Source organism: Galactobacter valiniphilus (assembly GCF_003575975.1).
Taxonomy (GTDB): domain Bacteria; phylum Actinomycetota; class Actinomycetes; order Actinomycetales; family Micrococcaceae; genus Galactobacter; species Galactobacter valiniphilus.
Genome location: NZ_QQXK01000007.1, coordinates 101311 through 125518 on the forward strand (window position 1 = coordinate 101311; position 24208 = coordinate 125518).

Genomic DNA, 24208 nt, shown 5'->3' on the forward strand with positions numbered 1-24208 from the left:
CAACCCACGTTATGGTCAACATGACCAACATAAATGGTCGCTTCGACCAAAACTCAAGGAGGCCGTCATGGGCGGGGGATTCTGGAGCAACGCAACGTACAACCGGGTGACGGGGGCGCGCCTGCGCGCCGGGGCGACCTTCGGCTACGACGCCGAGGTGCGTTCGGGCCGGGCGAGCGGCCCGCACCCGAGCCTCGACCCCTCGCTGCCGAACGGCCTCGGGCTGCGAGTCAGGGAGTCGCGCGACAGCGCCGAGCACCCGCTCTCCACGCCGATCGTGGTGGGCTTCGACTCGACCGGGTCCATGGGCTCGGTGCCGCGGACGGTGCAGCGCAAGCTCGCCACGCTCTTCGAGCTGCTCGTGGAGAACGGCTACGCCACCGACCCGCAGATCGCGATCGCCACCTACGGCGACGCCGTCTGCGACGACGTCCCGCTGCAGATCAGCCAGTTCGAGTCGGACAACCGCATCGACGAGAACCTCGACCGGCTCTACCTGGAGGGCGGTGGCGGCGGCAACGGCGGCGAGACGAGCCAGCTGCTCATGTACTACCTGGCCCACCACACGGCCACCGACGCGTGGGACAAGCGCGGCAAGCGCGGCTACCTCTTCCTTATCGCCGATGAGATCCAGGTGCCGATCTCCGCCCGGCACGTGGCCGACGCGATCGGCGACCGCCGGCCGCTCGGGCCCCTGGATGTGCACTCCATCGCGCGTGACGTGAGCGAGCGCTGGGACGTCAAGGTGCTGCTCATCGACAACTGGGCGGCCCGCTCGCAGGGTTCGCGGAGCTTCTACTCGGAGCTGTTCGGGCGCGAGGCCATCGTGGACGTCGAGGATCCGGAGATGATCGCCGAGACCATCGCCGCCGTGGTCGGCGTGTGTGAGGGGCGCGGCGTGGACCAGGTCAGGGACGACCTCGAGGCCAGGGGAGCGTGGGGCGTGGTGCCCAACGCCGCCCGGTCGGCCCGGGCGGGCGGCGCGGGCCGGGCGGGCGGCGCGACCCGCGCCCCGCTCGCCCTGGGCCCGGGCCGCGGCCGGTCCTTCGATTCGATGGGAGGTCGCTAGCCATGGGCGCGCGGGCCGACATCGTGGTGGGGCTGGGCTTCGGCGACGAGGGCAAGGGAGCGGCGGTCGACTACCTGAGCACCCGCGGCGCCCGGCTCGCCGACCGGGTGGTGCGCTTCAACGGTGGGGGCCAGGCCGCCCACACCGTGGTGGCTGGAGGCCTCAAGCACACCTTCTCCACCTTCGCCTCGGGCACGCTCGCCGGCGTGCCGGGGTGGATCGGCCCGCGCTGCACCTTCGCCCCCGGCCCGGCCGCGGCCGAGGCCGCGGCGCTGCGGGGGCTGGGGCTGACGCCCCGGCTCAGCGTCAGCGAGGACGCCCTCCTGACGACACCCCTGCACGTCGCCGCCAACCTGGCGAGGGAGGCCGCCCGCGGCGCGGGCGCGCACGGCACCACCGGGACGGGCTTCGGCGAGACCATCGGCGCCTCCGAGGCGCTCAGCGACGCCGGCCTGCCCGTGCTGCGGGCCGGCGATCTTGGTTCGGTCGACGCCCTCCTGGCCGGGCTGCTGGCGCTGCGCGATCACCTCGGGGCGCGGGGGCTGCTGGCAGTGGAACCGGGGGAGACGGAGCTGCTCGACGTGGCCGCGCGGATGCGCTCGGCGCTCGCCGCGAGCGGGGTCCTGGTCCTTCCCACCGAGCTGCTCCTGGAGGAGCTGGGAAGCGGGTACACGGTCTTCGAGGGGGCGCAGGGGCTTGGGCTGGACGAGAACCTGGGGGCCCAGCCCCACACGACGTGGTCGACCACCACGCCCGCGAACGCCCGCCGCCTCGCCGCGGCGGCAGGGATCGGGGAGGTGCGGGCGTTCGGCTGCCTGCGGACGTACTCGACGCGCCACGGGGCCGGCCCGCTGCCGGGCGAGGGCGCCCTGCCCTTCGCACCGGCCGAGCCGGACAATCCCGACGACGGCGCGCAGGGGGCGTTCAGGACGGGCGCCCACGATCCCGAAGTGATCGAGTGGGCCGTGCGGGCCAGCGGCGTCGACGCGCTGTGCGTCTCGCACCTGGACGTGTTCGACCCCTTCGTCACGATCGCCGGGCGGGCGGGGATCGGCGACTTTGGGCCCGTTGAGTTCGTGGCGCACGGGCCGGGTCGCGGGGACCGCCGGGCACCGTAGCTCGCGCGGGCCGGCGCTCAACGCGCGAGGGCCCGCCCCGGACGATCCGGGACGGGCCCTCGAGGGCGATGGGGCTCAAAGCACCACGTGCACGGCGCCCGTGGCAAGGTCGTAAACGGCGCCCACGATCTTCAGGCGCCCGGCCTCCTCGGCCTCGGCCAGGACGGTGGAGGCCTCGCGCAGGCGCTCCACGGTGCGCGCCGTGTGCACCGAGACGGCCTCGTCCACTGAGGTGTGGCCGGCGTTGCGGGCGGCGATGACGGACGGCAGGATGCGCTCGACGAGCGAGGCGACCGAGCCGCCGGGGGTGTCGCCCGTGCTCAGCGTGTGGTCGGCGGCTGTGACGGCGCCGCACGAGGTGTGGCCCAGGACCAGCACGAGCGGAACCTCAAGCTCGGCCACGGCGAACTCCACGGAGCCCACCACGGTCTCGCCGAGGGTGTGGCCGGCGGTGCGCACGGCAAACAGATCGCCGTAGCCGGCGTCGAAGGCGAACTCCATGGGTACGCGCGAGTCCGAGCAACCGAGCACGGCGGCGATGGGGTGTTGGCCGCCGGCCAGGACGGTGCGGTGATCCACGGAGGTGCGCGGGCGCTCCGGGCGCCCGGCTCGCGCGCGCTCGGCGCCATCGAGCAGGGTCTTGAGGGCCTCATCGGGGGACAGGGTGCGGGTCTCGCTCATGCGCCCCAGATTACGCCCGGGGCCGCCCGCTCTTCGAGCGATGGCGCCGACGTGACGCAACGCCAAGGCGCCCGCCGTCCCTCCCGTGAGGAGGGGCGGCGGGCGCCTGTCGCTCGATGGGCCGCGCTCAGCGGCCAGGGGCCGCCTTCTGCACGAGGGTCGCCAGCTCGCCCATGAAGTCCTCGTCGCCGCCGTCGACGCGCACGATGTAGGTGTAGCCGTCGATCTCGGTGACGAGCAGCGACTTGGGCTTCTTCTCGCTCGGCAACTTGCGCTCCTCCCAGGCGACGCCGTCGATCTGGCGCGTGGCACCCGTGGGGAGCGAGCCGTCCGTCACGAGGGAGATCCACGAGGGATTCGCGGCGTCCGTCTGCAGCACCTCGCCGTAGTGGGTGTCGCCCTTGATGACGCCCAGGCTCCAGTAGCCCACGCCGTCGGCCGCGCCTGCGTTCCAGGTGGCGCGGTTGACGTACCAGCCATCCGGCCAGCTAGGGTTCAGGGCCTTGAAACCCTGGGTGGTGATGTTCTGCTGCGCCGCCTGCGCCACGGCCGCCTGGTCCACGTGCTGGCGGTCGTAGGTGTCCTTGGAGCTGCCGGGGTTCAGGAAGACCACGGGAAGCACCACGGCGAGCGTCAGGCCCACCGAGATGAACATGCCCTTGATGGTCTGATTGGCACGCTTGAGCTGCTTCTCGGTCAGCGGGGCCTTGAAGCCGGGCTCGCCCGGAAGCGGGGCTCGCGGTGCCTCAACGGCGGGCTCGGCGGGCGCGGCGGGCTCCACGGGCTCGACGCTCGGCTGGCTGAGGGGGGCTGAATCGTTCTGCGGCACCCACCCATTGTTCCGCACCCGCGCGCGCAGACCTAAAGCGCCGGCGGTCGGACCTTAGCCACAGTGCGGCGTCGTCTTCGTCACCCCCGCCCGGCCCGGGCCGCGCCGAGCGCTTAGAATGGCCTCGCACGGTGTGGTGGCAATGGCCGCCACGCGCCCACTTGCCTGAAGAGGAAACCCGTGACCGTCGAACACGACTACTCGCACCTGTCCCCGCGCCTGTCCGTTAGCGATGCCGAGCCGGACCGCAACCTGGCGCTCGAGCTGGTCCGCGTCACCGAGGTCGCAGCGATCGCCTCCGGCCCGTGGGTCGGCATGGGAGATAAGAACTCCGCCGACGGCGCCGCCGTGGATGCCATGCGCTCCATGCTCGGCTCCGTCAACGTCAACGGCGTCGTGGTGATCGGTGAGGGCGAGAAGGACGAAGCCCCCATGCTCTTCAACGGCGAGCACGTCGGCTCGGGCGAGGGCCCGGAGGTCGACGTCGCCGTCGATCCCATCGACGGCACGCGCCTGACCGCCCTCGGCGTCAACAACGCCCTCTCCGTCCTGGCCGTCGCCGAGCGCGGCTCCATGTTCGACCCCTCCGCCGTGTTCTACATGGAGAAGCTCGTGGTCGGCCCCGCCGCCGCCGAGTTCGTCGACCTGCGCCTGCCGGTCAAGCAGAACATCCAGCTCATCGCCAAGGCCCTCGGCAAGAAGGTCTCCCAGGTCACCGTGACGGTCCTGGACCGCCCCCGCCACGAGGGCCTCATTCGCGAGATCCGCGAGGCCGGCGCCCGCACCAAGCTGATCATGGACGGCGACGTCGCCGGCGCGATCGCCGCGGCCCGCCCCGACTCCGGCGTCGACGCCCTCATGGGCATCGGCGGCACCCCCGAGGGCATCGTCACCGCCTGCGCCATCCGCGCGCTCGGCGGCGTCATCCAGGGCCGCCTGTGGCCCAAGGACGAGGAAGAGAAGCAAAAGGCGCTGGACGCCGGCCACGACCTGAACCGCGTCCTGACCACCAACGACCTGGTCACGACCGACAACTGCTACTTCGCCGCGACGGGCATCACCGACGGCGATCTGCTCAAGGGCGTGCGCTACCGCGGCAACCGCATCGTGACGCAGTCGCTCGTCATGCGCGCCAAGTCCGGCACGGTCCGCATGGTCGAGGCCGAGCACCAGGCCAGCAAGTGGGAGGCCTTCACGCGCTGACGCGCGGAAGGAACGCACCACCAACGACGGCGGCGCCCCACCTGGAACAGGTGGGGCGCCGCCGTCGTGCATGGCGTGGGTGCCCGCCGCGGCGGGCGGGGCCTCAGCTCAGCGGCGTGAAGGCCACGTAGGCCTCGAGCGCTGCGTCGCCCTCCGCCGTGGCCGGGGCGTCGTTCGCCTCGACGAAGGCGCTCTCGCCGGGGCCGAGCGTGAGCTCGGCGCCGCCAGCTCGCAGGGTCAGGGATCCAGAGACCACGACGACGGCGCACGGCCCGCCCGCCGGCAGGGTCACCGGGGCGGCGGCGTGGGTGAGCAACCCGAGATCAAACTCGGTGAAGCCCGAGCGATACACGGCCAGGCCCTCCGCGAGCTGCTCCGGCTCCACCGCGTGGGGCTCGGTGGCCTCGAAGCGCACGACCTTCAGGAGCTCGGGCACGTCCACGTGCTTGGGCGTGAGCCCGCCGCGCAGGACGTTGTCGGAATTCGCCATGATCTCCACACCCGTGCCGTGAAGGTAGGCGTGGATGTTTCCGGCCGGCAGCGACATGGCCTGCCCGGGGCGCAGGGAGACCAGGTTGAGCATGAGGGCCAGGAGCACGCCCGTGTCGCCCGGGTAGAAGCCGGCCAGGCGGGGGAGCAGGCCGAGGGAGGCGTCGGCGGCGGCCGCCGCGTCGGGGGCGGCATCCACGGCGCGGGCAGCGAGCGTCGCGAGGCGGCGCACGTCCTCGCCGTCGCCCAGGAGCAGCGCCACGGCGGGGGCCAGGTCCCCGGCGGTGAGCGCCGCCGTGAGATTCTGCGCCGCGGCGGCGGCCGCGCGCTCGTCCACGGCGGCGGCCAGCCACGCGAACGCGCCGGCGGCCTCGGCCGGGCGGCGGAAGCCGGAGAGCGCCTCGAAGGCCGTCAGGGCCACGATCATCTCGGGCTTGTGCTGATCGTCCTTGTAGTTGCGATCCGGCGCGTCGATGGCCGGGCCGTTCGCCTCCTCGAACGCAAAACCGGCGGCGGCCTGCTCCAGCGTGGGATGCACCTGCAGCGAGAGCGGGGCCGCGGCGGCCAGGATCTTCAGGAGATAGGGCAGCCGCCCGTAGCGCTGCGCCACCTCCGCGCCGAGCGTTCCCGCGGGGTCGGCCTCGATGGCGGCGTCGAGCGGCAGGCCGCTCGGCTCCACCACGCTCGGAGCGCCCGGATGGGCGCCGATCCACATCTCCGCCTCGGGGGAGCCAGAGGCCTCGCGGCCGAAGAGCTCGGCCATGGAGGTGGTTGACCCCCAGGCATAGTCCCGAATGGTCGTGCTCAGCTTGTCCATGCGTCTCTTCCGTAAAAGTGGCCTGGTCCGGGGGGCGGTGATCGGCGCTGATCAGCCGGCGGTGCAGGCGTCGTTGTTCTGGGCGATCTGCGAGATGAGGTCGAGGTTGTACTTGAGCCCGGACTTCTCCAGGCGCACGAGGTAGTCCTCGTCGATGGGGGAGCCGTTGGGCTGGGTGGTGGGCACGTCGTCGTGGTTCTTGAGGGTGCTCTCGCCGTCGTTCTCGTCCACCGTGGAGCCGGTGTCGGAGGACGCCTTCGGAGTCGAGGAAGCCTTGGCCGAGCTCGAGGCCGAGCCGGAGGCCTTGGCGGAGTCGCTCGCCTTCTGCGAGGCCTGCGCCTTCTTGGAGGCCTGGGCCTCCTTGGCCGCCTTCGCGCCGGCGTCCGTTGCCTTCTCCACGAGCGCGTCGACGCGCGTGTGGATGAGCTCGTAGTCGGGGAAGGTGGAGAACTTGTCGGCCGCCGTGCCGAAGTCCGGGGCACCCAGCGTGAGCCGTAGGAAGGCGTTCTTGCGCGCCATGTCCGCGAGGTTCACGAAGTCGCCGAGCTGGCCCTGTGGCAGATCCGTGTGAACGATCTGCTTGCCCGTGTCCATGATGCCCGTGAACTTGGTCAGCAGCGTCTGCGGGGTGAACTGATTGATCATGGCCTGCTGCAGGCACTGCTGGCGGCGGATCCGGTGGTAGTCGGTCGTGAAGTCGCGCGAGCGCGCGAACCACAGCGCCTGGTTGCCCGTGAAGTGGTGCTCGCCCGGGGCGAACCAGTGGGTCTTGATGGTGGTGCCGGGCCACGGCTTCTTGGTGTTGTAGGGGACCCAGCCGCCCGAGGTGATGGTGACGCCTCCCATGGCGTCGATGAGGTCCTTGAAGCCGCCCATGTCCACCACCACGTAGGCCTGGACCGTGAGCCCGGTGACGGCGCTTGCCGCCTCCTTGGTCGCCTCGGCGCCGGCGTCCTGGCCCGGGTACAGGTCCGCGTGCTTCTCGGCGACCGTGGGATAGATCGCGTTGAAGATGCACTCGTCGCCGCAGTTGAAGCCGTTGGGGTAGATCTTGTGCATCGGCGAGTTATCCGGGAACGGCACGTTCTGCAGATTGCGGGGGATCGAGATGACGGCCGTGCGGCCGCTCGCCGCGTCGATGGACCACACCGCGGAGGAGTCAGGACGCAGGCCGATGCGGTCGCTGCCGGCGTCTCCGCCCATGACCAGGATGTTGTAGCGCCCGTCCACGGCCTCGATGGGCGGCCCGGAGGCGAAGATGCCCGAGAGCGCGTCGCGGCCCTTGAGCAGCACGTAGCTGCCGTAGCCGAGCGATCCCGAGGTCAGCACCATGGCGGCGACGACGGCCGTGGGCACGATGGCCTTCATGCCCGGGGCCAGCAGCCCCGGTCGGATGATGGCGAGCGTGTTGAGGAAGAGGGCGAGCCAGCCGAGCGCCAGCAGGGCCAGGGCGATGCCGCCCACGAGCTGGAACGTCGAGTCGGCCACGAGCGAGATGAGCCAGCTGCGCTTGACGAGCAGCAGGACCACGGCGGCCACGATGAGCGCCCAGCACGCCACCGTGACGGTGAGCGCCGCGCGCCCGAGGCGCTTGTTCCCTGCCACCACCTGGGCACCGCCCGGTACCAGCAGCGTGAGCAGCCACAGCGTCCACGCCCGCTTGGTGCGGGTGGGGGCGCTGGACTCCTCCGGGTGCCGGAGCGGATCGTCCTGGTTGAGCAGGGAAGGACTCATGCGCTGGCGCCGCCTCGTCGTTCGGCCAGCGCCGCGCCCTTGGCCTCGGCGACCTCGCGCAGCTGCTCCGAGAACGAGACGAGCGCGGCGCGCAGGCGTGCCGCCTCCTCGTCGCGGCCCGCGGAGAGGATGCGCGCGGCCAACAGGCCGGCGTTGCGGGCGCCACCGATGGACACCGTGGCCACCGGCACGCCGGCGGGCATCTGCACGATGGAGAGCAGGGAGTCCATGCCGTCCAGGTACTTCAGCGGCACGGGGACACCCACGACGGGCAGGGGCGTGACCGAGGCGAGCATGCCCGGCAGGTGGGCGGCACCGCCGGCGCCCGCGATGATCACGTCGAGGCCGCGCTCGTGGGCGCTCTTGCCGTAATCGATCATCTGCTGGGGCATGCGGTGGGCGGAGACGACGCCCACCTCGTAGGCGATCCCGAACTCGTCGAGCGCGTCGGCGGCGGCCTCCATGACGGGCCAATCGGAGTCGGACCCCATGACGATGCCGACGCGTGGGGAGGTGTTCTGGGAGCTCATGCCTTGCAATGCCTTGCCTTGAAGTGGGTGGGTCGGTGCCGTGCGCTGGGCGGGAGCCCCGACCAGCGCACGGCGTCACGGCGCTCAGGCGCCGTCGCGGATGATGCCGGCCACGCGGCCGGCGCGCTCGCGCAGGGAGTCGACGTCGGCGCCGGGGGCGCCCACGAGGTTCACGTGGCCGATCTTGCGCCCGGGGCGCACCGACTTGCCGTACATGTGCACCTTGGCCTCGGGCTCCGCGGCCAGGGCCGCGGGGAAGGCAGCGTGCAGATCCTGGTTCGCCCCGCCCAGGTAGTTCTTCATGATGGTGGGGCCGGCCAGCGGATTCGTGGCACCGAGCGGCCAATCCAGCACGGCACGCAGGTGCTGCTCGAACTGGCTCGTGACCGCGCCGTCCTGCGTCCAGTGGCCCGTGTTGTGCGGGCGCATGGCCAGCTCGTTGATGATGAAGCCGGGCGCGCGGCCGGGCACCTCGAAGAGTTCGACGGCGAGCACTCCGGTAACGCCGAGCTCGGAGGCCAGGGACGTGGCGGTCTCCACGGCGGCGGCCTGCACCTCGGGGGAGAGGTCCTGGGCCGGGGCGATGACCTCGTCGCACACGCCGTCCACCTGGATGGTGTGGGCCATGGGCCAGGCGCGCACCTCGCCGGAGGGGCGGCGCGCCACGAGCACGGAGAGCTCGCGGGAGAAGTTCACCTTCTCCTCGAGCAGCACGGTGCTGGTCTGCATCCACTCGGCGACGCCCTCGGCCTCGTTGCGCTCCACGATCCGCACGCCCTTGCCGTCGTAGCCGCCGCGCGGCGTCTTGGCGACGATGGGCCAACCGATCTCGTCGCCGAAAGCCAGGACGTCCTCGACCGTTGCGGCCTCGGCCCAGCGCGGGTTCGGCAGGCCGAGGCGCTCTGCCGCCTTGCGCATGACGAGCTTGTCCTGCGCGTGGCGCAGCGCCTGCGAGCCGGGGCGCACCGCGATGCCCTCGGCCTCCATCTCCTGCAGGAGGTCCTGCGGGACGTGCTCGTGGTCGAAGGTCACGACGTCGACGGTGCGGGCGAAGGCCAGCACCGCTTCGCGGTCCTTGTAGTCCCCGATCGGGGCGGTGGCCACGGCGCGGGCGGAGGAAACGTCGGCAGACTCACACAGGATGGAGAGGTCGATGCCGAGGTTCAGAGCAACGGGGGCCATCATCCGGGCGAGCTGTCCGCCGCCGATGACGCCGATTTTGGGGCTAGTCACCCCACCAGGTTAGCGAAACGAGGCCGCCGCCGTGGCCGCGCTACGCGGCGAGGGGGCTGTGAACGCGCCTGGGTGTTGCCTGGGTCTTGTGCGGCAGGAGTACCCGCCGCGACCCGTTCGGGGCGGGCACGGCGCTAGGATGGGGCGTTGCGCCGCGAGCTGTCGGCGCCGGGCCGGGGCACCTGGGGTGCCCATCTGCGGCCCACTACGAGGGAATTGACGAAGGACTCGAGTGAACAAGCTGTATCAGCGCCTGATCGGCCTCATCCAGATGCTGTGGCGCGAGGTCGCCAAGTTTGGCGTGGTCGGGGCCGTGGCCTGGGTGATCGACTCGGGGATCTACCTCTACCTCATGAACGGCCCCATGCACTCCGGTGAGGTCTGGGCCAAGGGCTGGGCCACCGTGGTCGCCTCGATCTTCTCGTGGGCCGCCAACCGCTACTGGACCTTTCGTCACCGCAAGCAGGCGAACATGGGGCGCGAGGTGACGCTCTTCATGGTCATGAACGCCATCGGCCTGCTCATCGCCGCCGGGTGTGTCGCCTTCACGAAGTACGTGCTGCACCTGGACTCGAAGACCGCGCTGTTCATCGCCGGTTCCGTGGTGGGCCTCGTGCTCGGCACGATCTTCCGTTACTTCGCCTACCGCTTCTGGGTCTTCAACGACGTCATGGACGAGGAAGAGGCCTTCAAGGGCGATCACGAGTTGCTCAAGCGCGAGCCCACGGGCGCCATCCCGGTCGTCGAGGCCGAGGCCCTGCAGGTGGCCCGCGATCTGCAGGGTGCCGCCGGCTTCGACCCGGACGCCCCGCTCACGGACGAGGCGGAGGCCGAGCTCACGGCCGACGCCGCGCGCCGCTCCGGCGAGGCCTAAGCAAGCGGCCGCGCCGGGCCGCCCGAGGCGGCGGGGGTTCGCACCCCGCACGCCGTCGCGGCTCAGGCCAGGGAGCGTGTGACACGCTCCTGGGCCCGCAGCCTCTCGCTCAGCCCACCCTCGGGCGCGAGCACCACCGATCCCGCGGCGCCGGAGCGCAGCAGCGCGGTGAGCGCGGCCAGCAGACCGGCCTGCGCCGGCACCTCGAGCGCCGCGCCTTCCCCGTCCTCGCCCCCGGCGAGGAGTTCACCCAAAGTCAGCTCCGCGCCGTCGTGCTCCCACGCCGCGGCGTCCGCCTGGCCAGGCTGGGCCAGCAGGCGGTCCGGATAGGCCCTGACCTCGGCCGCGTGATCCACCGCGCCGGCCGGGAGCGGTGCCCCGAAGCTCACCGCGAGGGCGGCCGTCGTGACGGCGAGGACCTCGGGGTGTGCCGCGGCTTCCGGCGAGGCGGGGTCGGTCGTGATGAGCAGATCCGCGTCCTCGAGATCGGCGGGGCCCACCTGAGCCCCGAGCGAGAGGGCCGCGAGCACGAGCGGGAGGACGCGCCAGTGGGCCGGGGCCTGCACTGCCACCCGGGAACCCGGACCGATGCCCCATTCGGCATCAAGCAACCCGGCATTCTTGGCCCACCAATTCACGAGCACGCGCCCGCTCAATTCGATGCGCGCGGGCTCCAGCGAGAGATCCACGAGGGCGGGGCTGGTGGACGCTGCGCGCTGGGCCGCCCAGCGCAGCAGGGCGGCTCCGGCGCCGTCGGCGCGGGACATCGTCGGCATGAATTCCTCCAGAATCTCGATTTTTGGGGGAATTTGGTGCCACATTCGTGAACAGACATTTGACGCCCCCGACTTACACCAGTGTAATTACTGGTGTGACGCCGGGTGCATGACCACCACAGCACGGTGGCCGGAACCGAGGGGAACGGGATTCGGCCTACTCGGTGTTACGTGAAAGCACACTGACGAAGGGTTCAGAACCATGGGGAACGTCGTACGCAAGGGCGCAGTGACCGCCGCCGAGCCCCAGAATGCCCGGCCCAGGAACGTACCGGCCGATTGGTTCCTTGACCCGGCCGATCCGGACGCCGCCGAGCGTTACGAGGCGGGTCGCTCCCTCGAGGACGCGGCCACCGCCTTCCTGGAGAGCCACAGCGAGGCCCCCGCGCTCCTGCGCCTCCTCCCCGACGAGGACCTGGCGGACGCCGGGCTCCTCCCCGACGAGGAGCTCCAGCCCGCGCCGAACCGCGTCTGGCTCCCCGTGCCCGGCTTCCCCGGCGCCGAGGACGAGGGCGAGCTCGGCTGGCAGACCGAGGCGCTCTGCGCCCAGACCGACCCCGAGGCGTTCTTCCCCGAGAAGGGCGGCTCTACGCGCGACGCCAAGAAGGTGTGCGCCTCCTGCACCGTGCGCTCCGAATGCCTCGAGTACGCCCTCGCCAATGACGAGCGCTTCGGCATCTGGGGTGGCCTTTCCGAGCGCGAGCGCCGTCGACTCCGGAAGCGAGCGAACTGATTCCTGGCACCGCGTACGTCACCGTCCTCGTCGTCTCGCACGACGGGGAGCCCTTCCTTGCCCGCACCCTGAGCGCCCTGCGCGCTCAGAGCCGCGTGCCGGACGCCTGGGTGGGGGTGGACGCGGGCTCGAAGGATTCCAGCCGCGCCCTGCTCACCGCCGGCCTGCCCGGCTCGGCCACGGTGCTCGAGGCCCCGGGCGCCGCCTTCGGCGCGGCAGTGCGCCGCGGCGTTGACGCGGCCCCGGTCGCTCCAGCCGGCACGGAGCGCTGGCTCTGGCTCATGCACGACGACGCCGCGCCGGCGCCCGATGCGCTCGAGACGCTGCTCGAGGCCATCGAGAAGGCGCCGTCCGTCACCGTGGCCGGCACCAAGCAGATGGACGCACGGCGTCCGGACCGCGTCCTGGACGCTGGCCTGACCATGACCCGCTCCGGGCGGCGTTTCAACGCCGTGGCCGCGGGCGAGGTGGACCAGGGCCAGTACGACGACGTCTCGGACGTCCTGGGCGTGAACTCGGCCGGACTGCTCGTGCGCGCCGATGTGTTCGAGCAGCTCGATGGCTTCGACCCGGCGCTGCCCGGCGTGGGCGACGATGTCGACTTCTGCCGCCGCGCCCGGCTCTCCGGGCACCGCGTCATCCTCGTTCCCGCCGCCAAGGTGCTGCACGAGCCCGACGCGGTCGAGGCGGTGTCCGGCCCGCGCGCCGTGGAGCGCGCCGCCGCCTACTCCTGCCTGAAGTTTGCCCCGGCCTGGGCCGTGCCGTTCCTGTCCGTGTGGATGATGATCGCCGGCGTGGGCAAGGCCATCGGCCGGCTCATCGCCAAGGATCCGGCGGGCGCCGTCATCGATCTCGGCGCGGGCGGCACGGGCGTGCTGCGCGCCGGGCCGCTGGCCGCCGGCCGCAAGCGCCTGCGCGCGAGCCAAAGCGTGCCCCGCGCCGTCGTTCGTTCCCTCCTCGCCCCGCCGGACAAGGTCCGGGACCGGGCCAGGGCGCTGCGCGACGCCGCCAAGGCCGAGGCGGAGGCTGGGCTGGGCTCCGCCCCCGCGCCGGAGGCGAGCGGCGGCAACGACGACTTCGACGCCGTGGAGGCCGGGCCGCGCACAGCCGGCTCCACGGGCGCTGGCCTGCTCGCGATCGCGATCGCCGCGGGGCTCTCCCTCCTGGGGTTGCACCGCGTCTTCGGCGCCCAGGCGGCGGCGGGCGGCGCGCTCATCGCCCCGGGCAAGGACCTCGGCGAGTTGTTCACGGCCGCGACCTCCGGGTGGCGCGAGCTCGGCACGGGCCAGGCCGGCCCGGCCGATCCCTTCGCCCTGCTCGTGTGGCTCTCCGGCGTGCTGTCCTTCGGACACCCCCAGGCGGCCGCCGTGGCGCTGTACGTCCTGGCCATGCCGCTCGCCGCGCTCGGCGCCTTCTTCCTGCTGGGCGCCCTGACGCGCAGCCCCGGCTTCCGCTTCCTGGGCGCCGTGCTCTGGGCCCTCGCGCCCTCCCTGCAACTGGCGCTCGCCCAGGGCCGCCCGGGCGCGGCGGTGGTGCACGTCGCGCTTCCGCTCTTCGCCCTGGCGCTCGTGCGCTCCGTCGGCGCCGCCCGCGGCGAGGGGCTCTCCCTCGCGCCTGGCCCCGGCCGCGCCGGGCTGCCCTCCTGGGTGGCCACGTGCTGCGCCGCGGCGCTCGGCGTGGTGCTTGCCGCGGCCGAGCCGCTGCTCCTCGCCCCGCTCCTGCTCCTCTGCCTTGTCGGCGCCGCGGTGTCCCGCCGCGCCCGCGGCTGGTTCTGGATTCCCCTCCCCGCCGTGCTGGCCTGCCTGCCGCTGCTCGTGGCGGCCGTGCGGGATCCGCGCGTGCTGCTCGTCCAGCCCGGCGCGGCCCTGCAAGCAGACGCTGCGCCGCTGTGGCAGCAGATGCTCGGCTGGCCGCTGGGCTTCGACACCTTCGGTTCCCTGCCGTTCCTCGGGGCGCTCTCCGGCTGGCCCCTGGCCCTCGCCGTGGCCGCGCTCATCGCCGTCCCGCTCGGCGTGCTCGCGTTCCTCGCGCTCGTTCGTCCGGCCGGCGGGACGAGCGTCGCCCGCGTCGCCGTGCTCGTGGGCCTGCTCGTTCTCGTTCTTGGTTCGGCCGCCTCGCGACTCGACGCCCAGCTCAGCGGCTCCGAGCTGCTCCACCCGTACACGGGCAGCTTCGTCTCCGTCTTTGCCCTCGGCGTGCTCGTCGCGGCCGCGGTGCAGCGCGAGGCCTTCGTGCGCGCCTCCCTCGCCCGCCCGGCCCGCGCCGTCGCCGGCGTGTTCAGCGCCGTGCTGACGCTCTCCCTGCTCGCCTCGGCCGCCCTCTGGGTGCTGCCGCGCGTGAGCGGCGAGTCCGCGGCGGCCTTCCCCACGCGCCAGCTCGTGGAGCCGAGCGACGGTCGCGCGCTGCCCGCCACGGCCGCGGATCGCGGACTGGGCCGCTACGCCGAGCGCACGCTCGTCCTGCGCGCCGACCAGGACGGGGCGCTCACCGCCTCGCTCGTCTCGGGCGACGGCCTGCGCCTCGAACAGCTCTCCGCCGTGGCCGCGGCGGCCAAGCTCAGCGGCCCCGCGTGGCTGCCGGGCCACGCCTCGCTCGCGCCGGAGCCGGCGGGCGCCGCCGCCGTGCGCTCCGTCGTGGCCACCCTGGCCTCGGGCGAGCAGCTGGACTCCCGCACGGAACTCGCCCGGCTCGCCGTCTCACACGTGGTGCTCGCCGCCGACGGCGCGGGCGCCGATGTCCTGGCCAAGACGCTCGACACGGTCCCCGGCCTCTCCGCCGTGGGCCGCGCGGGCGACGCTGAGGCCTGGATCTGGCGCGTGCGCCCGGCCGACGGCGAGGACGACGTCCAGGCCCAGGCCGGCTCGCCCACGGCACGCGTGCGCGTGCTCGACGCCGAGGGCAAGACCGAGCGGCTCATCGAGAGCGAGGGCTCCACGGTCGAGCGCGCGCAGCTGCCCTCCGGGGCGGCGGGTCGCACCCTCGTGCTCTCCGAGTCCCTCGACAGCGGCTGGAAGGCCACGCTCAACGGCCAGCAGCTCACGCCCACGAGCAACGGCTGGGCGCAGGCCTTCGAGCTGCCCCAGGGCGGCGGCGTGCTCGAGGTCCGCTACGCGAGCTGGTGGAGCCCGTGGTGGCTCCTGGCGCTCGCGCTGAGCCTCGCGCTCTGCCTGCTCTCCGTGGTTCCGGTGCCGCGCTCGTGGCGGGCCGACGCCCGCGCCCAGCGCGTCTACCGCCCCTCCGTGGCGCAGCGCCGGCACGCCGGACAGGCGGCGGCGCAGGCGCCGGACGCCGAGCCCGTCCCCGAGTCCGTCGCCGAGCCCTCCGCGCAACCCCAGCCCGCCGCGGCGACGTCCGGCGACGAGCCGGACGAGCCCCAGGGCGACGCCGCGTCCGTGACCCGGCCTCAGCCCGACGTCGTGCGGGAAGCCGACGCCGCGCCGGAAGCTGAAGCGGCACCCGAAGCGGTGCCGGAGCCGGAATCGGACGCCGACGTGCGGCCGGCGCCGGCGGCCGAGACCGCCGCCGCGGCGCCGGCGAGCGAGACGGACACCGAACCCGAGCCCTACCGCGGCACCCACCGGCAGGAGGACGCATGAGCACGCCCCAGGATCGCCCCCAGGCGGCGGATCGGCGGCGTTCGCGCGCGGCCCTCGCCGTGCTGAGCGGCTCGCTCCTCGTGGCCGGGACCGCGGCCGCCGCCGTGGGCTCCGAGCTCTGGCCGGCCAAGACCACCACGGTCGAGGTGCCGGCCGCGGCGATGCCCGCCGGCGACACCGTGCTGGCCTGCGCCCCGACCCTGCACCGCGTGGGCGGCGGGGAGTCCCCGGATGCGGCCTACGGCCCGGGTGCCGCCACCGCCGCCTCCACCGTGCGCTCGATCGCGCTCGGCGATCAGGCGCAGCGCCTGCCCGGCGCCGAGCTGCTCAGCAACGACCGCACGCTCGCGAGCCTGCACGAGCGCCTGAGCGACGAGGAGGCGGCCAAGGAGCTGACCGCCGCGAGCGACGGCTTCTCCGGCGCCAAGGGGCTCGTGGAGAGCCAGCGCCGCTTCGACGACGCGCTGTGGCTGCGTGTGCAATCGCTCGGGGGCCTGCGTTCGCCGGCCGCCGCCACGCGCACCATCAACCAGAACGACGGCGACCTGACGGGCCTCGCGACCGAGGCCTGCACGGCCCCCGCGAACGTCACGTGGCTGACGGGCGCCTCGACGACGCTGGGGCATACCTCCGTGCTGCTCGTGAGCAATCCAGCCAAGACGACCGCGAGCGTCCAGGTCAGCGTGCGCACCACGGCCGGCGTGGCCACCGACGGCGCCATCCAGGACTTCACGCTCGAACCCGGCGCCACGAAGAGCATCAACGTGGGCGGCACCGCCCGCGACGAGCCGGCCGTGACCGTACGAGTGAGCTCGAGCGGCGCGCCGGTGTCGGCGACGCTCTCGCAGGCGATCCTGCGCGGCCTGCGACCGGGCGGCATCGACGTCATGTCGGCCGGCGCCGCCCCCTCCACCCGCCAGGTCATGCCCGGCGTGCAGGTGCTCGGAGCAACCGAGGCAAGCAAGGTCGGCAGCTCGGAGGACGCCGGCGATGAGCTCCCCGAGGTCCAGCTCAGCGATACCTCGGGCCAGGGCGCCACGGCGACCGTGACCGCGCTGGCCGCGGACGGCACCCGCACCGAGGTGGCCAAGGACGTGCAGATCGGCAAGAACGCCGTGCTCAACGTGCCGCTGGCCTCCCTGCCGGCCGGGAACTACACGCTCGTGGCCGAGGCCAATGAGTCGATCGTCGCCTCGGCCCGCATCCTGCGCGGCACCGACCCCGCCAAGCCGGTGGACGTTGCCTACATCCCCGGCGTCGAGGAGATGAGCACCGACCAGCTCGTCGCCCTGCCCGAGGTGGGCACCGGCTGGCTGCACCTCGCGGCGCCGGAGGAGGACTCCAAGGTGGTCCTGGCACCCGTGGCCGCGGACGGCACGGTCGGTGAATCCCGCACCGTGGAGATCAAGGCCGGGCAGACGGCCACCGTGAAGGTCTCCGACTTCAAGGGCGCCGTGGGCCTGCGGCTGGGCGCCAGCGCGGGCGGCGTATACGCCTCGCTGCTGACCGAGGACGGCGATGCCAAGACCGCGGCGCTGGTCCCGCAGGAGCTGCCGGACGCACCGGCCTCGGCCCGCGTGGAGCTCCTTCCGTAGGACGTCCCCGGCGCCGGGTCAGTGCCCGTCGTCCGGGGCCGAGCCCCGGTAACCCGGATCCACGTCCTCGGGCGGCAGCCCAAACGCCTCGGCCACGAGCTCCACGACGACGTCGTGGACGAGCCACGGGACGGCGGCGGCCGAACCCGCCACCGTTTCGATGGGGCGGCGGAAGACGAGGATGCGCTGGCGCTGCTTGCGCCCGCCGCGCAGGACGCTGCCGAGCGGCGGCGCCTCATCGCGGGCGGCTGCGCGGACGAGGCTTCCCTCGTCCGGCACGAGCGCCACGTCGAAGCTGATCGCGTCGATCCGCGAGCCCCAGCGTTCCTGCAGCCGCGCGGCCGAGTCGGCCACGAGGTCCTCGAAGCGCTCCTGGCGCGTGGCCCAGGCCGGGACCATGGGCGGCAGCAGCGAGCCGCGCCCCGTGCGGCCGCGGCGCTCGCGGCGCCGTCCGGAGCCCGCGCGGGCCACGGCGGGCCGGGCGGGGGTGGGGTCGAGAGAGAAGCGGGCTGGCACGGGCACCAGTTTAGGCGTCCGCCCGGCGGTTCGAGCCCGGGGCGCGGCGGCCCGACCGAGTAGTCTGAGGGGCGTGGATTCCCAACGATTGTGCTCTCGCCAGGGGTGCCACCGCGTGGCGGTGGCGACCCTGACCTACGTCTACGCCGACTCCACGGCGGTGCTGGGTCCCCTGGCCACCCTGCCGGAGCCGCACGCCTACGACTTCTGCGCCGAACACGTGGAGCGTTTCACCGCGCCGCGCGGCTGGGAGATCGTGCGCCTCGCGATCCCGGAACCGGTCACCACCCTTGATCGGGACGACGTCTACGCCCTCGCCGATGCCCTGCACCAGGCCGAGAAGCGGGACGCCGACACCGTGGACCGGCTCTCGCCGCGCCGCACGCGCGAGCGCCTCGGCGGCGACGACGCGCCCCCGCCGGCCAAGCCCGGCCTGCACCTCGTTCCAGACGAGCACTGACGAGCCGCGGGCGCTGACGCGCCGCCGCCGGTATCCCTCGAAGCCAAGCCAAGGGTAAGGACAGCATGAGCCAGAACGATCAGGGCGCTCAGCCCGCATCCTCCGGCAAGGAATGGTGGGAGTCGGAGGAATTCGACGGCGACGGCTACGTACCCGGCGCCCTCAACGCCGATCCCGGCGCGGCCGCACCGAAGGCCCCCGCCGCCCCCAGCCGCGCCGAGCGCGAGGCGGCGGCATCCCCGGCGACCGAGGCGGTGCCCGTCGTGGCGCCGCAGGAGCCCGCGGCCGCGACCTCGATCATCGCCCCGCCGGCCGTCTCGAAGCCCTCGGCCGCAGCCTCCGCCGCGCCCACGGCGGCGACCGCCGTGTTGCCGCGTGGCGTGAAGAACGACGACGCGACGGGCGCCCAAGATGCCCGGGCAGCGTCGGGCGCTTCCCCCCTGGGCAACCCGCTCGAGGGCGGAGACGACGCCCCGGCGGAGGAGACGCTGCGCGCGTCCCTGGAGTCCAAGCCCGTGCTGCCGCGCGTGCTGCAGTGGGTCGTCGCGATCCTCACGCCGCTCGTGCTCCTGGCCCTCGCCGTGCGCGCCGTGGCCTCCGGGGCCTTCCTGTGGATCGAATACCACCGACCCGGCTTCGCGTCCGATGCCTTCGGCTTCAGCGACGAGCAGCGCATGGTGTACGGCTCCTACGGCCTGAACTACTTCAATTCCTTCGCCGGCCCCGACTACCTCGGCGGCCTCGTGGTGCCGGAGGACGTCCGCACGCTCGGCGAGCCGCGACTCTTCAAGGTCGAGGAGGTGGCGCACATGGCGGATGTCCAGGCGCTCGTCCACCTGCTCTACCTGCTCGCGAGCATCGCGGCGATCGTCATCATCGTCTCGCTGCTGATCCTGCGCTCGCGCTGGGCCGGCGGCGTGCGCCGCGGGCTTTTCGCCGGCGCGTGGGTCACGCTCGGCCTGGCGGGCGTGCTCGGCGTGCTCGGCGCCATCGGCTGGGAGCGCTTCTTCACGGGCTTCCACGAGCTCTTCTTCTCGCAGGGGAACTGGCAGTTCTACCTGGACGACACCCTCATCCGCCTGTACCCGCCGCAGTTCTGGATCGATGCGGCCGTGGTGCTCGGCTCGCTCGTGCTGCTCGCCTGCGTGCTGCTCATCGTCTTCACTTGGCCCACGCAGGCCCGTCGCGAGCGCGCGGCGCTGACCCAGTCCAAGCGCGAGTTCCGCCTCGACTGAGTCCACGCCTCAACGAGCAACGGCCCGGCCCCCTTGAAGGGGGCCGGGCCGTTGCTCGTTGCTGGCAGGCTCAGCGCGGGTAGAGCGCCTCGGCGACCTCGGCGAAGTCCTTGGCGACGGCGCCGCGACGGACCTTCATGGAGGCCGTCATGTGGCCGTCGGCCTCCGTGAAGTCGGCGGGGAGCACCGCAAACTTGCGGATGCCCTCCGCCCGGGAGACGGTGCGGTTGGCCGCGTCGATGTAGGTCTGCACCTCGGCCTGCACGCGGGGGTCCTTGGAGGCCTCCTCCGGTGTGAGGGCGGGGGAGAGGCCGTTGGCGGACGCCCACGGCCCCAGCTCGTCGGCGTCGAGCGTCACGAGCGCGGAGACGAAGGGGCGGTCGTCGCCGATGAGCACGCACTGGGACACGGTGCGCCCGGCGCGGACGATCTCCTCGAGCGGGCCAGGGGAGACGTTCTTGCCGCCGGCCGTGACGATGATGTCCTTCTTGCGTCCCGTCACCTTGAGGTAGCCGTCGGCGTCCAGCTCGCCGAGGTCGCCGGTCTTGAAGAAGCCGTCGGCGTCGAAGGCCTCGGCCGTCGCGTCGGCGCGGTTCCAGTAGCCGCCAAAGACGCCGATGCCCTTCAGGAGGATCTCGCCGTCGGCGGCAACGCGCACCGTGGTGCCCGGGATGCACGTGCCGACCGTGCCGAGGCGCGCGGCACCGGGGCGGTTGACGAGGGCGGGCGCGGTGGTCTCGGTGAGACCGTAGCCCTCGAGGACGCCCAGGCCGATGCCGTCGAAGAACGCCGCCAGCTCGGGGTTCAGGGGCGAGGCGCCGGAGATGGTCCACTTGACGTCGCCGCCCACGATGGCGCGCAGCTTGGGGTAGACGAGCTTGTTGAAGAGCGCGTACTGGGCAGCGAGCCACGGGCGGCGCTTGACGGCCTCGCCGCGGCCCTTCGCGTCGAGCTCCTTGCCGTGCTCCACCGCGACCTCGAGCGCCCGGCGGAAGAGCCCGCCCTTGCCCGTGGCCTCGGCCTGGTTGAGCGCGCCCGCCTGGAGCTTCTCGTAGATGCGGGGCACGGCCAGCAGCCACGTGGGCTTGATGGCCGGAAGGTCCTGCGTCACGCGCGCGGTGGAGGTGTGCGCCACCGTGGTGCCAGTGAAGACGCAGGCGTGCTGCACGGCGCGGGCCAAGACGTGGGCCAGCGGGAGGAAGAGGGCCGTGCGGGAGCCGGCCGGGACCACCTCGGCCATCGAGACCTTCAGGTTGACGGCCACGAGCGAGAAGTTGGCGTGGGTGATGATGCAGCCCTTGGGGCGGCCCACCGTGCCGGAGGTGTAGACGAGGGAGGCCGCGTCGGCCAGGCCCGGGCGCGAGCGGCGGCGCTCGATCTCGGAGAGCGGCACGGCCGAGGCGCGGCCGCTGGCCACGAGCGCCGAGACGCCGGCGCTGAGCGGCACCCAGGAGGCGTCCGGCACGCCGTCGAGCTCCGGCTCGTCCATGCGCCACACGCGCGCCTCGACGCCAGCGTCCTTGGCCGCGCGGCGCACGATGGCGGCGCAGGCATGGTTCTCGACGAAGACGCGGCGGGCGCCGGAGTCCTCGAGGATCCACTGCGCCTGGAAGGCGGAGGAGGTCTCGTAGATCGGCACGCTCACGCCGCCGGCGAACCAGATGGCCTGCTCGATGAGGGCCCACTCGAAGCACGTGTGGCTCATGATGGCCACGCGCTCGCCCTCCTCGAGGCCGTCGGCCACGAGGGCGCGGGCGAGGGAACGAACGAGGTCGAGGTACTCCTCGGCGCTCACGTCCACCCAGGTCGAATGCACCTCGTCGCGCACCGTGTAGACCGGGTACGCGGGCACCTGGCCCTCGCGATCCAGTAGCAGATCGGTCGTGTTGTACGAGGCCGGGAGCGTGGCCTCGAGGGGGGCGCTGAACTCCTGCACGGTTCTCCTCCAGGAGTGGGCGATGCTTGACGAAGGGTGGGGCGGGCGCGAGCGGCCCGCCGAGTGGTTTAGCCCCAGCTGGGCAGCCACAGGCGCAGACGGTACTCGAACGGGGTGATCGTCCCGCCCGTCCACACGGGCCAGAACCACCATGAGACCAAGACCACGAGCGCCGAGAAGGCCAGGACGATGATGACCCCGGTGCGCCTGCGCCGCGGCGGATCGCTCAGGCGCCCGGCGATGAGCCCCAGGGCGTAGACGACGGCGAGCACCGTGAAGGGCTGGTAGCCGGTCGTGTAGAAGATGAAGCCGGTGCGCAGCGGGAAGAAGAGCCAGGGAATGTAGCCGGCGAGGACGCCGGAGAGGATGCCGAGGGCGCGCCAATCGCGCCGGCCCAGGAACGCCCAGAGCACCACGAGCAAGGCTGCGGTGCCGGCCCACCACAGGAGCGGGTTGGGCAGATCGGTCATGACCTGGATGCAGTCGCCGCCCGGGGCGCAGGGCACGCCGTGCTTCTCGGCCGTGTCGTACTGGATTAGCACGGGGCGCCCGGCGAAGAGCCAGGTCCAGGGGTTCGAGGCCGCGGGGTGCGGGCTCGTGAGGCCGTTGTGGAAGGTGTACGCGGTGGAGTGGTAGCGCCACAGGTCCCGCAGCGGTTCGGGGATGAGCGCAAAGAACCCGGTGACGTCCTTGGTGGCCCCATGCCCGTAGGCCGAGGAGTGCAGGAACCAGCCGGTCCACGTGCTCACGTAGGTCACGAGCGCTGTGGGGATCGTGTAGAAGAACGCGGGGATGCCGTCGCGCAGGATGCCGGCGCTGAGCCAGCGGCGGATGCCGGCGCTGCGCCGGGCCTGGCAGTCCCACCACACCATGAGCAGGCAGAAGATGGCGACGAAGGCCAGGCCTGACCACTTGATGGAGCACAGGGCGCCGAGGCTCACGCCGAGCACGAGCCGCCAGGGCCGCCATCCCAGGCGCGGCCCGCGCTCCATGAAGGCCGCGCTGGGCACACCCCCGTTGGCCTCGGCGTTGGCGGCGATCGCCTCGGCGAGCCGGCGCCGGCCGGAGTCCCGATCCACCAGCACGAGGTAGAAGGAGAGCATCACGAAGAAGCCGAGGAAGATGTCGAGGATGCTCACGCGGGACAGCACCACCTGCTGCCCGTCCACCGCCATGAAGAGGCCGGCCAGCGCGGCGAGGGCAACGGAGCGGAAGAGGCGTTGCGCCACGAGCGTCGTCACGAGCACCGTGAGCGTGCCGAACGCCGCCGAGGCGGCGCGCCACCCCAGGCCGTGGTCGGTGCCGAAGATCGCCATGCCCCATGCGATGAGCCACTTGCCCAGCGGCGGGTGCACCACGTACTCGGGTCCGGCGGAGGGCGTGGCCAGGCCGTCGGCAAACGTGGCGTCGATCTCCTTGGGCCACTCGCGCTCGTAGCCGTAGTGGAGCATGCTCCAGCCGTCCTTGACGTAGTACGTCTCGTCGAAGAGCAGCTTGTCGGGGTGATCGAGGTTCCAGAAACGCAGCAGGCCGGCCAGGAGCGTCAGCAGGAGCGGCACCCAGATCGAGGCCGGCCCGAGGGTGGCGAACCAACGCCCGGTCACCGAGCCCGTGAGCCGCGTCAGGAGCGCCGCTCGCGTGTACGCCGCGGCTGGCTCGGTGGGCCGGGCGTCGTTCGCCCCGGGCGCGGGGGCGCTGGGGCGGCCGGCGAGGGCTGACACGGTTGGCACAGTCACGGGCGCCACTCTACCGGCGAGGCCCCTCCCCACACCGGTAGGCTGAGGGGTGTGAGCAGGCAGCAGACAAGCGGACGCATCGTCCTGGCGGGCACCCCCATCGGCAACCTCGAGGACGCGCCGCCGCGCCTGCGCCGGGCGCTCGAGGAGGCGGACATCGTGGCCGCCGAGGACACGCGGCGCCTCCACCAGCTCGTGAGCGCGCTCGGCCTGACCCTCTCGGGCAAGCCCGTGGCCTATCACGAGCACAACGAGGCCTCCCGTGCGGCGGAGCTCGTGGACCACGCGGCCGAGGGCGCCGATGTGGTGATCGTCTCCGACGCCGGCATGCCCACCATCTCCGATCCGGGCTTCCGGGTCGTCGAGGAGGCGGCCCTGCGCGGCGTCGACGTCTCCGTGATCCCCGGCCCCTCGGCCGCCCTCGTGGCGCTGGCCGGTTCCGGCCTGCCGACCGATCGCTTCACCTTCGAGGGCTTCCTTCCGCGCAAGCCGGGGGAGCGCCGCGAGCGCCTCGCGGAGCTGCGCGACGAGCGGCGCACCATGGTCTTCTACGAGGCGCCGCACCGCATCGACGCGACGCTCGAGGCGCTCGTGGAGGGCTTTGGCGCGGGGCGCCGGGCCGTCCTGGCGCGCGAACTGACCAAGCTCTACGAGGAGTTCCGGCGCGGCACGCTGGGGGACCTCCTGGCCGGCGTGCAGGAGGTCCCGCCGCGCGGCGAGATCGTGCTCGTCGTGGCGGGCGGCGAGGCCCCCGCCGCGGCGAATCCAGAGGAACTCGTCGCCGAGGTGCAGCAGGTGGTGGACTCCGGGCTGCGCCTGAAGGAGGCCTGCGCCCTCGTCGCCGAACGCTCCGGCGTCTCCAAGCGCGAGCTCTACGAGGCGGTCCTGGCCGCCCGCAAGGGCTGAGCCGGCGCACCCGGCGCGAGCACGCGCCGTCGTGCTCTAAAATGAATCAAATTCATATTCCCCCGCCAGGTGGTCAGGCCACCCGTCACGGATTCACTCTTGCTTGCCCAGCGCCGATACCGTAGTCGGTAGGAGTTCCATG

General features: G+C 72.8%; 20 protein-coding genes. 10 read left to right on the top strand and 10 right to left on the bottom strand.

Going from position 1 to position 24208, the window contains the following annotated elements; genetic code table 11:
- Positions 1-67 precede the first annotated feature (67 nt).
- Positions 68-1069, top strand: coding sequence for a hypothetical protein (locus tag DWB68_RS05075; RefSeq protein ID WP_119424059.1), 1002 nt, complete (start codon positions 68-70; stop codon positions 1067-1069).
- Positions 1070-1071: 2 nt separating this feature from the next.
- Positions 1072-2187, top strand: a complete 1116-nt coding sequence (locus tag DWB68_RS05080) for an adenylosuccinate synthetase (RefSeq protein ID WP_119424060.1) — start codon at positions 1072-1074, stop codon at positions 2185-2187.
- 75 nt (positions 2188-2262) lie between these two features.
- Here the strand turns inward: DWB68_RS05080 and DWB68_RS05085 are convergent, their stop codons facing one another.
- Together DWB68_RS05085 and DWB68_RS05090 are read right to left on the bottom strand one after the other, a co-directional pair.
- Positions 2263-2868: a carbonic anhydrase gene (locus tag DWB68_RS05085; RefSeq protein WP_119424061.1), complete on the bottom strand. Its 606-nt coding sequence runs from the start codon at positions 2866-2868 to the stop codon at positions 2263-2265.
- Positions 2869-2995: 127 nt separating this feature from the next.
- Entirely contained in the window at positions 2996-3697 is a 702-nt protein-coding gene (locus DWB68_RS05090; RefSeq protein WP_119424062.1) for a DUF4245 family protein, read from the bottom strand.
- Positions 3698-3877: 180 nt separating this feature from the next.
- Between DWB68_RS05090 and glpX the strand changes: the two genes are divergently transcribed.
- Entirely contained in the window at positions 3878-4900 is a 1023-nt protein-coding gene (gene glpX, locus DWB68_RS05095; protein ID WP_119424063.1) for a class II fructose-bisphosphatase, read from the top strand.
- Positions 4901-5003: 103 nt separating this feature from the next.
- Here glpX and manA read toward each other — a convergent pair whose 3' ends face one another.
- The 4 genes from manA to DWB68_RS16595 all read right to left on the bottom strand — a co-directional run bounded on the left by manA (position 5004) and on the right by DWB68_RS16595 (position 9703).
- Positions 5004-6206 carry a mannose-6-phosphate isomerase, class I gene (gene manA, locus DWB68_RS05100; RefSeq protein WP_119424064.1) on the bottom strand — a complete coding sequence of 401 codons (1203 nt, stop codon included), beginning with the start codon at positions 6204-6206 and terminating at the stop codon, positions 5004-5006.
- Positions 6207-6257: 51 nt separating this feature from the next.
- Positions 6258-7940 carry an LCP family protein gene (locus DWB68_RS05105; protein ID WP_119424065.1) on the bottom strand — a complete coding sequence of 561 codons (1683 nt, stop codon included), beginning with the start codon at positions 7938-7940 and terminating at the stop codon, positions 6258-6260.
- A complete protein-coding gene (gene purE, locus DWB68_RS16590; protein ID WP_233548623.1) occupies positions 7937-8470 on the bottom strand; it encodes a 5-(carboxyamino)imidazole ribonucleotide mutase in 534 nt (177 codons plus the stop codon). Before purE ends, DWB68_RS05105 begins: the two co-directional genes overlap by 4 nt.
- 84 nt (positions 8471-8554) lie before the next feature.
- Positions 8555-9703, bottom strand: a complete 1149-nt coding sequence (locus tag DWB68_RS16595) for a 5-(carboxyamino)imidazole ribonucleotide synthase (protein ID WP_233548624.1) — start codon at positions 9701-9703, stop codon at positions 8555-8557.
- A gap of 232 nt (positions 9704-9935) precedes the next feature.
- Here DWB68_RS16595 and DWB68_RS05115 point away from each other — a divergent pair, with 232 nt between their 5' ends.
- The gene (locus DWB68_RS05115; RefSeq protein ID WP_325048541.1) at positions 9936-10577 is read left to right on the top strand and encodes a GtrA family protein; all 642 of its coding nucleotides are present in this window, start codon (positions 9936-9938) and stop codon (positions 10575-10577) included.
- Between the two features lie 62 nt (positions 10578-10639).
- Here DWB68_RS05115 and DWB68_RS05120 read toward each other — a convergent pair whose 3' ends face one another.
- Positions 10640-11353 (bottom strand): TIGR03089 family protein, encoded by a 714-nt coding sequence (locus tag DWB68_RS05120; protein WP_147391581.1) that lies wholly within the window; start codon positions 11351-11353, stop codon positions 10640-10642.
- Positions 11354-11555: 202 nt separating this feature from the next.
- Here DWB68_RS05120 and DWB68_RS16600 point away from each other — a divergent pair, with 202 nt between their 5' ends.
- Genes DWB68_RS16600 through DWB68_RS05135 form a run of 3 tightly spaced genes read left to right on the top strand, consistent with a single transcriptional unit; the run spans position 11556 to position 17277 of the window.
- On the top strand, positions 11556-12086 hold the full coding sequence (locus tag DWB68_RS16600; protein WP_119424067.1) for a WhiB family transcriptional regulator: 531 nt from the start codon (positions 11556-11558) through the stop codon (positions 12084-12086).
- On the top strand, positions 12086-15682 hold the full coding sequence (locus DWB68_RS16380; RefSeq protein ID WP_267896931.1) for a glycosyltransferase family 2 protein: 3597 nt from the start codon (positions 12086-12088) through the stop codon (positions 15680-15682). Before DWB68_RS16600 ends, DWB68_RS16380 begins: the two co-directional genes overlap by 1 nt.
- Entirely contained in the window at positions 15679-17277 is a 1599-nt protein-coding gene (locus DWB68_RS05135) for a DUF5719 family protein (protein WP_119424069.1), read from the top strand. Before DWB68_RS16380 ends, DWB68_RS05135 begins: the two co-directional genes overlap by 4 nt.
- 18 nt (positions 17278-17295) lie before the next feature.
- On the opposite strand, the gene DWB68_RS05140 is transcribed toward DWB68_RS05135, so the two are convergent.
- On the bottom strand, positions 17296-17793 hold the full coding sequence (locus tag DWB68_RS05140; RefSeq protein WP_147391582.1) for a metallopeptidase family protein: 498 nt from the start codon (positions 17791-17793) through the stop codon (positions 17296-17298).
- Positions 17794-17914: 121 nt separating this feature from the next.
- On the opposite strand from DWB68_RS05140, the gene DWB68_RS05145 reads away from it, so the two are divergent.
- A complete protein-coding gene (locus DWB68_RS05145) occupies positions 17915-18253 on the top strand; it encodes a DUF3499 family protein (protein ID WP_325048542.1) in 339 nt (112 codons plus the stop codon).
- A gap of 65 nt (positions 18254-18318) precedes the next feature.
- Positions 18319-19488: a TIGR01906 family membrane protein gene (locus DWB68_RS05150; protein ID WP_119424072.1), complete on the top strand. Its 1170-nt coding sequence runs from the start codon at positions 18319-18321 to the stop codon at positions 19486-19488.
- A 70-nt stretch (positions 19489-19558) separates the two neighbouring features.
- Here the strand turns inward: DWB68_RS05150 and DWB68_RS05155 are convergent, their stop codons facing one another.
- Entirely contained in the window at positions 19559-21424 is a 1866-nt protein-coding gene (locus DWB68_RS05155; protein ID WP_233548625.1) for an AMP-dependent synthetase/ligase, read from the bottom strand.
- A 68-nt stretch (positions 21425-21492) separates the two neighbouring features.
- Positions 21493-23160 (bottom strand): dolichyl-phosphate-mannose--protein mannosyltransferase, encoded by a 1668-nt coding sequence (locus DWB68_RS05160; RefSeq protein WP_158588211.1) that lies wholly within the window; start codon positions 23158-23160, stop codon positions 21493-21495.
- Positions 23161-23211: 51 nt separating this feature from the next.
- On the opposite strand from DWB68_RS05160, the gene rsmI reads away from it, so the two are divergent.
- Positions 23212-24066: a 16S rRNA (cytidine(1402)-2'-O)-methyltransferase gene (gene rsmI / locus DWB68_RS05165; protein ID WP_119424092.1), complete on the top strand. Its 855-nt coding sequence runs from the start codon at positions 23212-23214 to the stop codon at positions 24064-24066.
- Positions 24067-24208 lie beyond the last annotated feature (142 nt).

What these genes read in the sequence shown, in the direction of transcription:
- DWB68_RS05135 (WP_119424069.1), top strand. Translation starts at nt 15,679, where the DNA reads ATGAGCACGCCCCAGGATCGCCCCCAGGCGGCGGATCGGCGGCGTTCG.
- DWB68_RS05080 (WP_119424060.1), top strand. Translation starts at nt 1,072, where the DNA reads ATGGGCGCGCGGGCCGACATCGTGGTGGGGCTGGGCTTCGGCGACGAG.
- manA (WP_119424064.1), bottom strand. Translation starts at nt 6,206, where the DNA reads ATGGACAAGCTGAGCACGACCATTCGGGACTATGCCTGGGGGTCAACC.
- DWB68_RS05105 (WP_119424065.1), bottom strand. Translation starts at nt 7,940, where the DNA reads ATGAGTCCTTCCCTGCTCAACCAGGACGATCCGCTCCGGCACCCGGAG.
- DWB68_RS05075 (WP_119424059.1), top strand. Translation starts at nt 68, where the DNA reads ATGGGCGGGGGATTCTGGAGCAACGCAACGTACAACCGGGTGACGGGG.
- DWB68_RS05120 (WP_147391581.1), bottom strand. Translation starts at nt 11,353, where the DNA reads ATGCCGACGATGTCCCGCGCCGACGGCGCCGGAGCCGCCCTGCTGCGC.
- DWB68_RS05150 (WP_119424072.1), top strand. Translation starts at nt 18,319, where the DNA reads ATGAGCCAGAACGATCAGGGCGCTCAGCCCGCATCCTCCGGCAAGGAA.
- DWB68_RS16600 (WP_119424067.1), top strand. Translation starts at nt 11,556, where the DNA reads ATGGGGAACGTCGTACGCAAGGGCGCAGTGACCGCCGCCGAGCCCCAG.
- DWB68_RS05085 (WP_119424061.1), bottom strand. Translation starts at nt 2,868, where the DNA reads ATGAGCGAGACCCGCACCCTGTCCCCCGATGAGGCCCTCAAGACCCTG.
- purE (WP_233548623.1), bottom strand. Translation starts at nt 8,470, where the DNA reads ATGAGCTCCCAGAACACCTCCCCACGCGTCGGCATCGTCATGGGGTCC.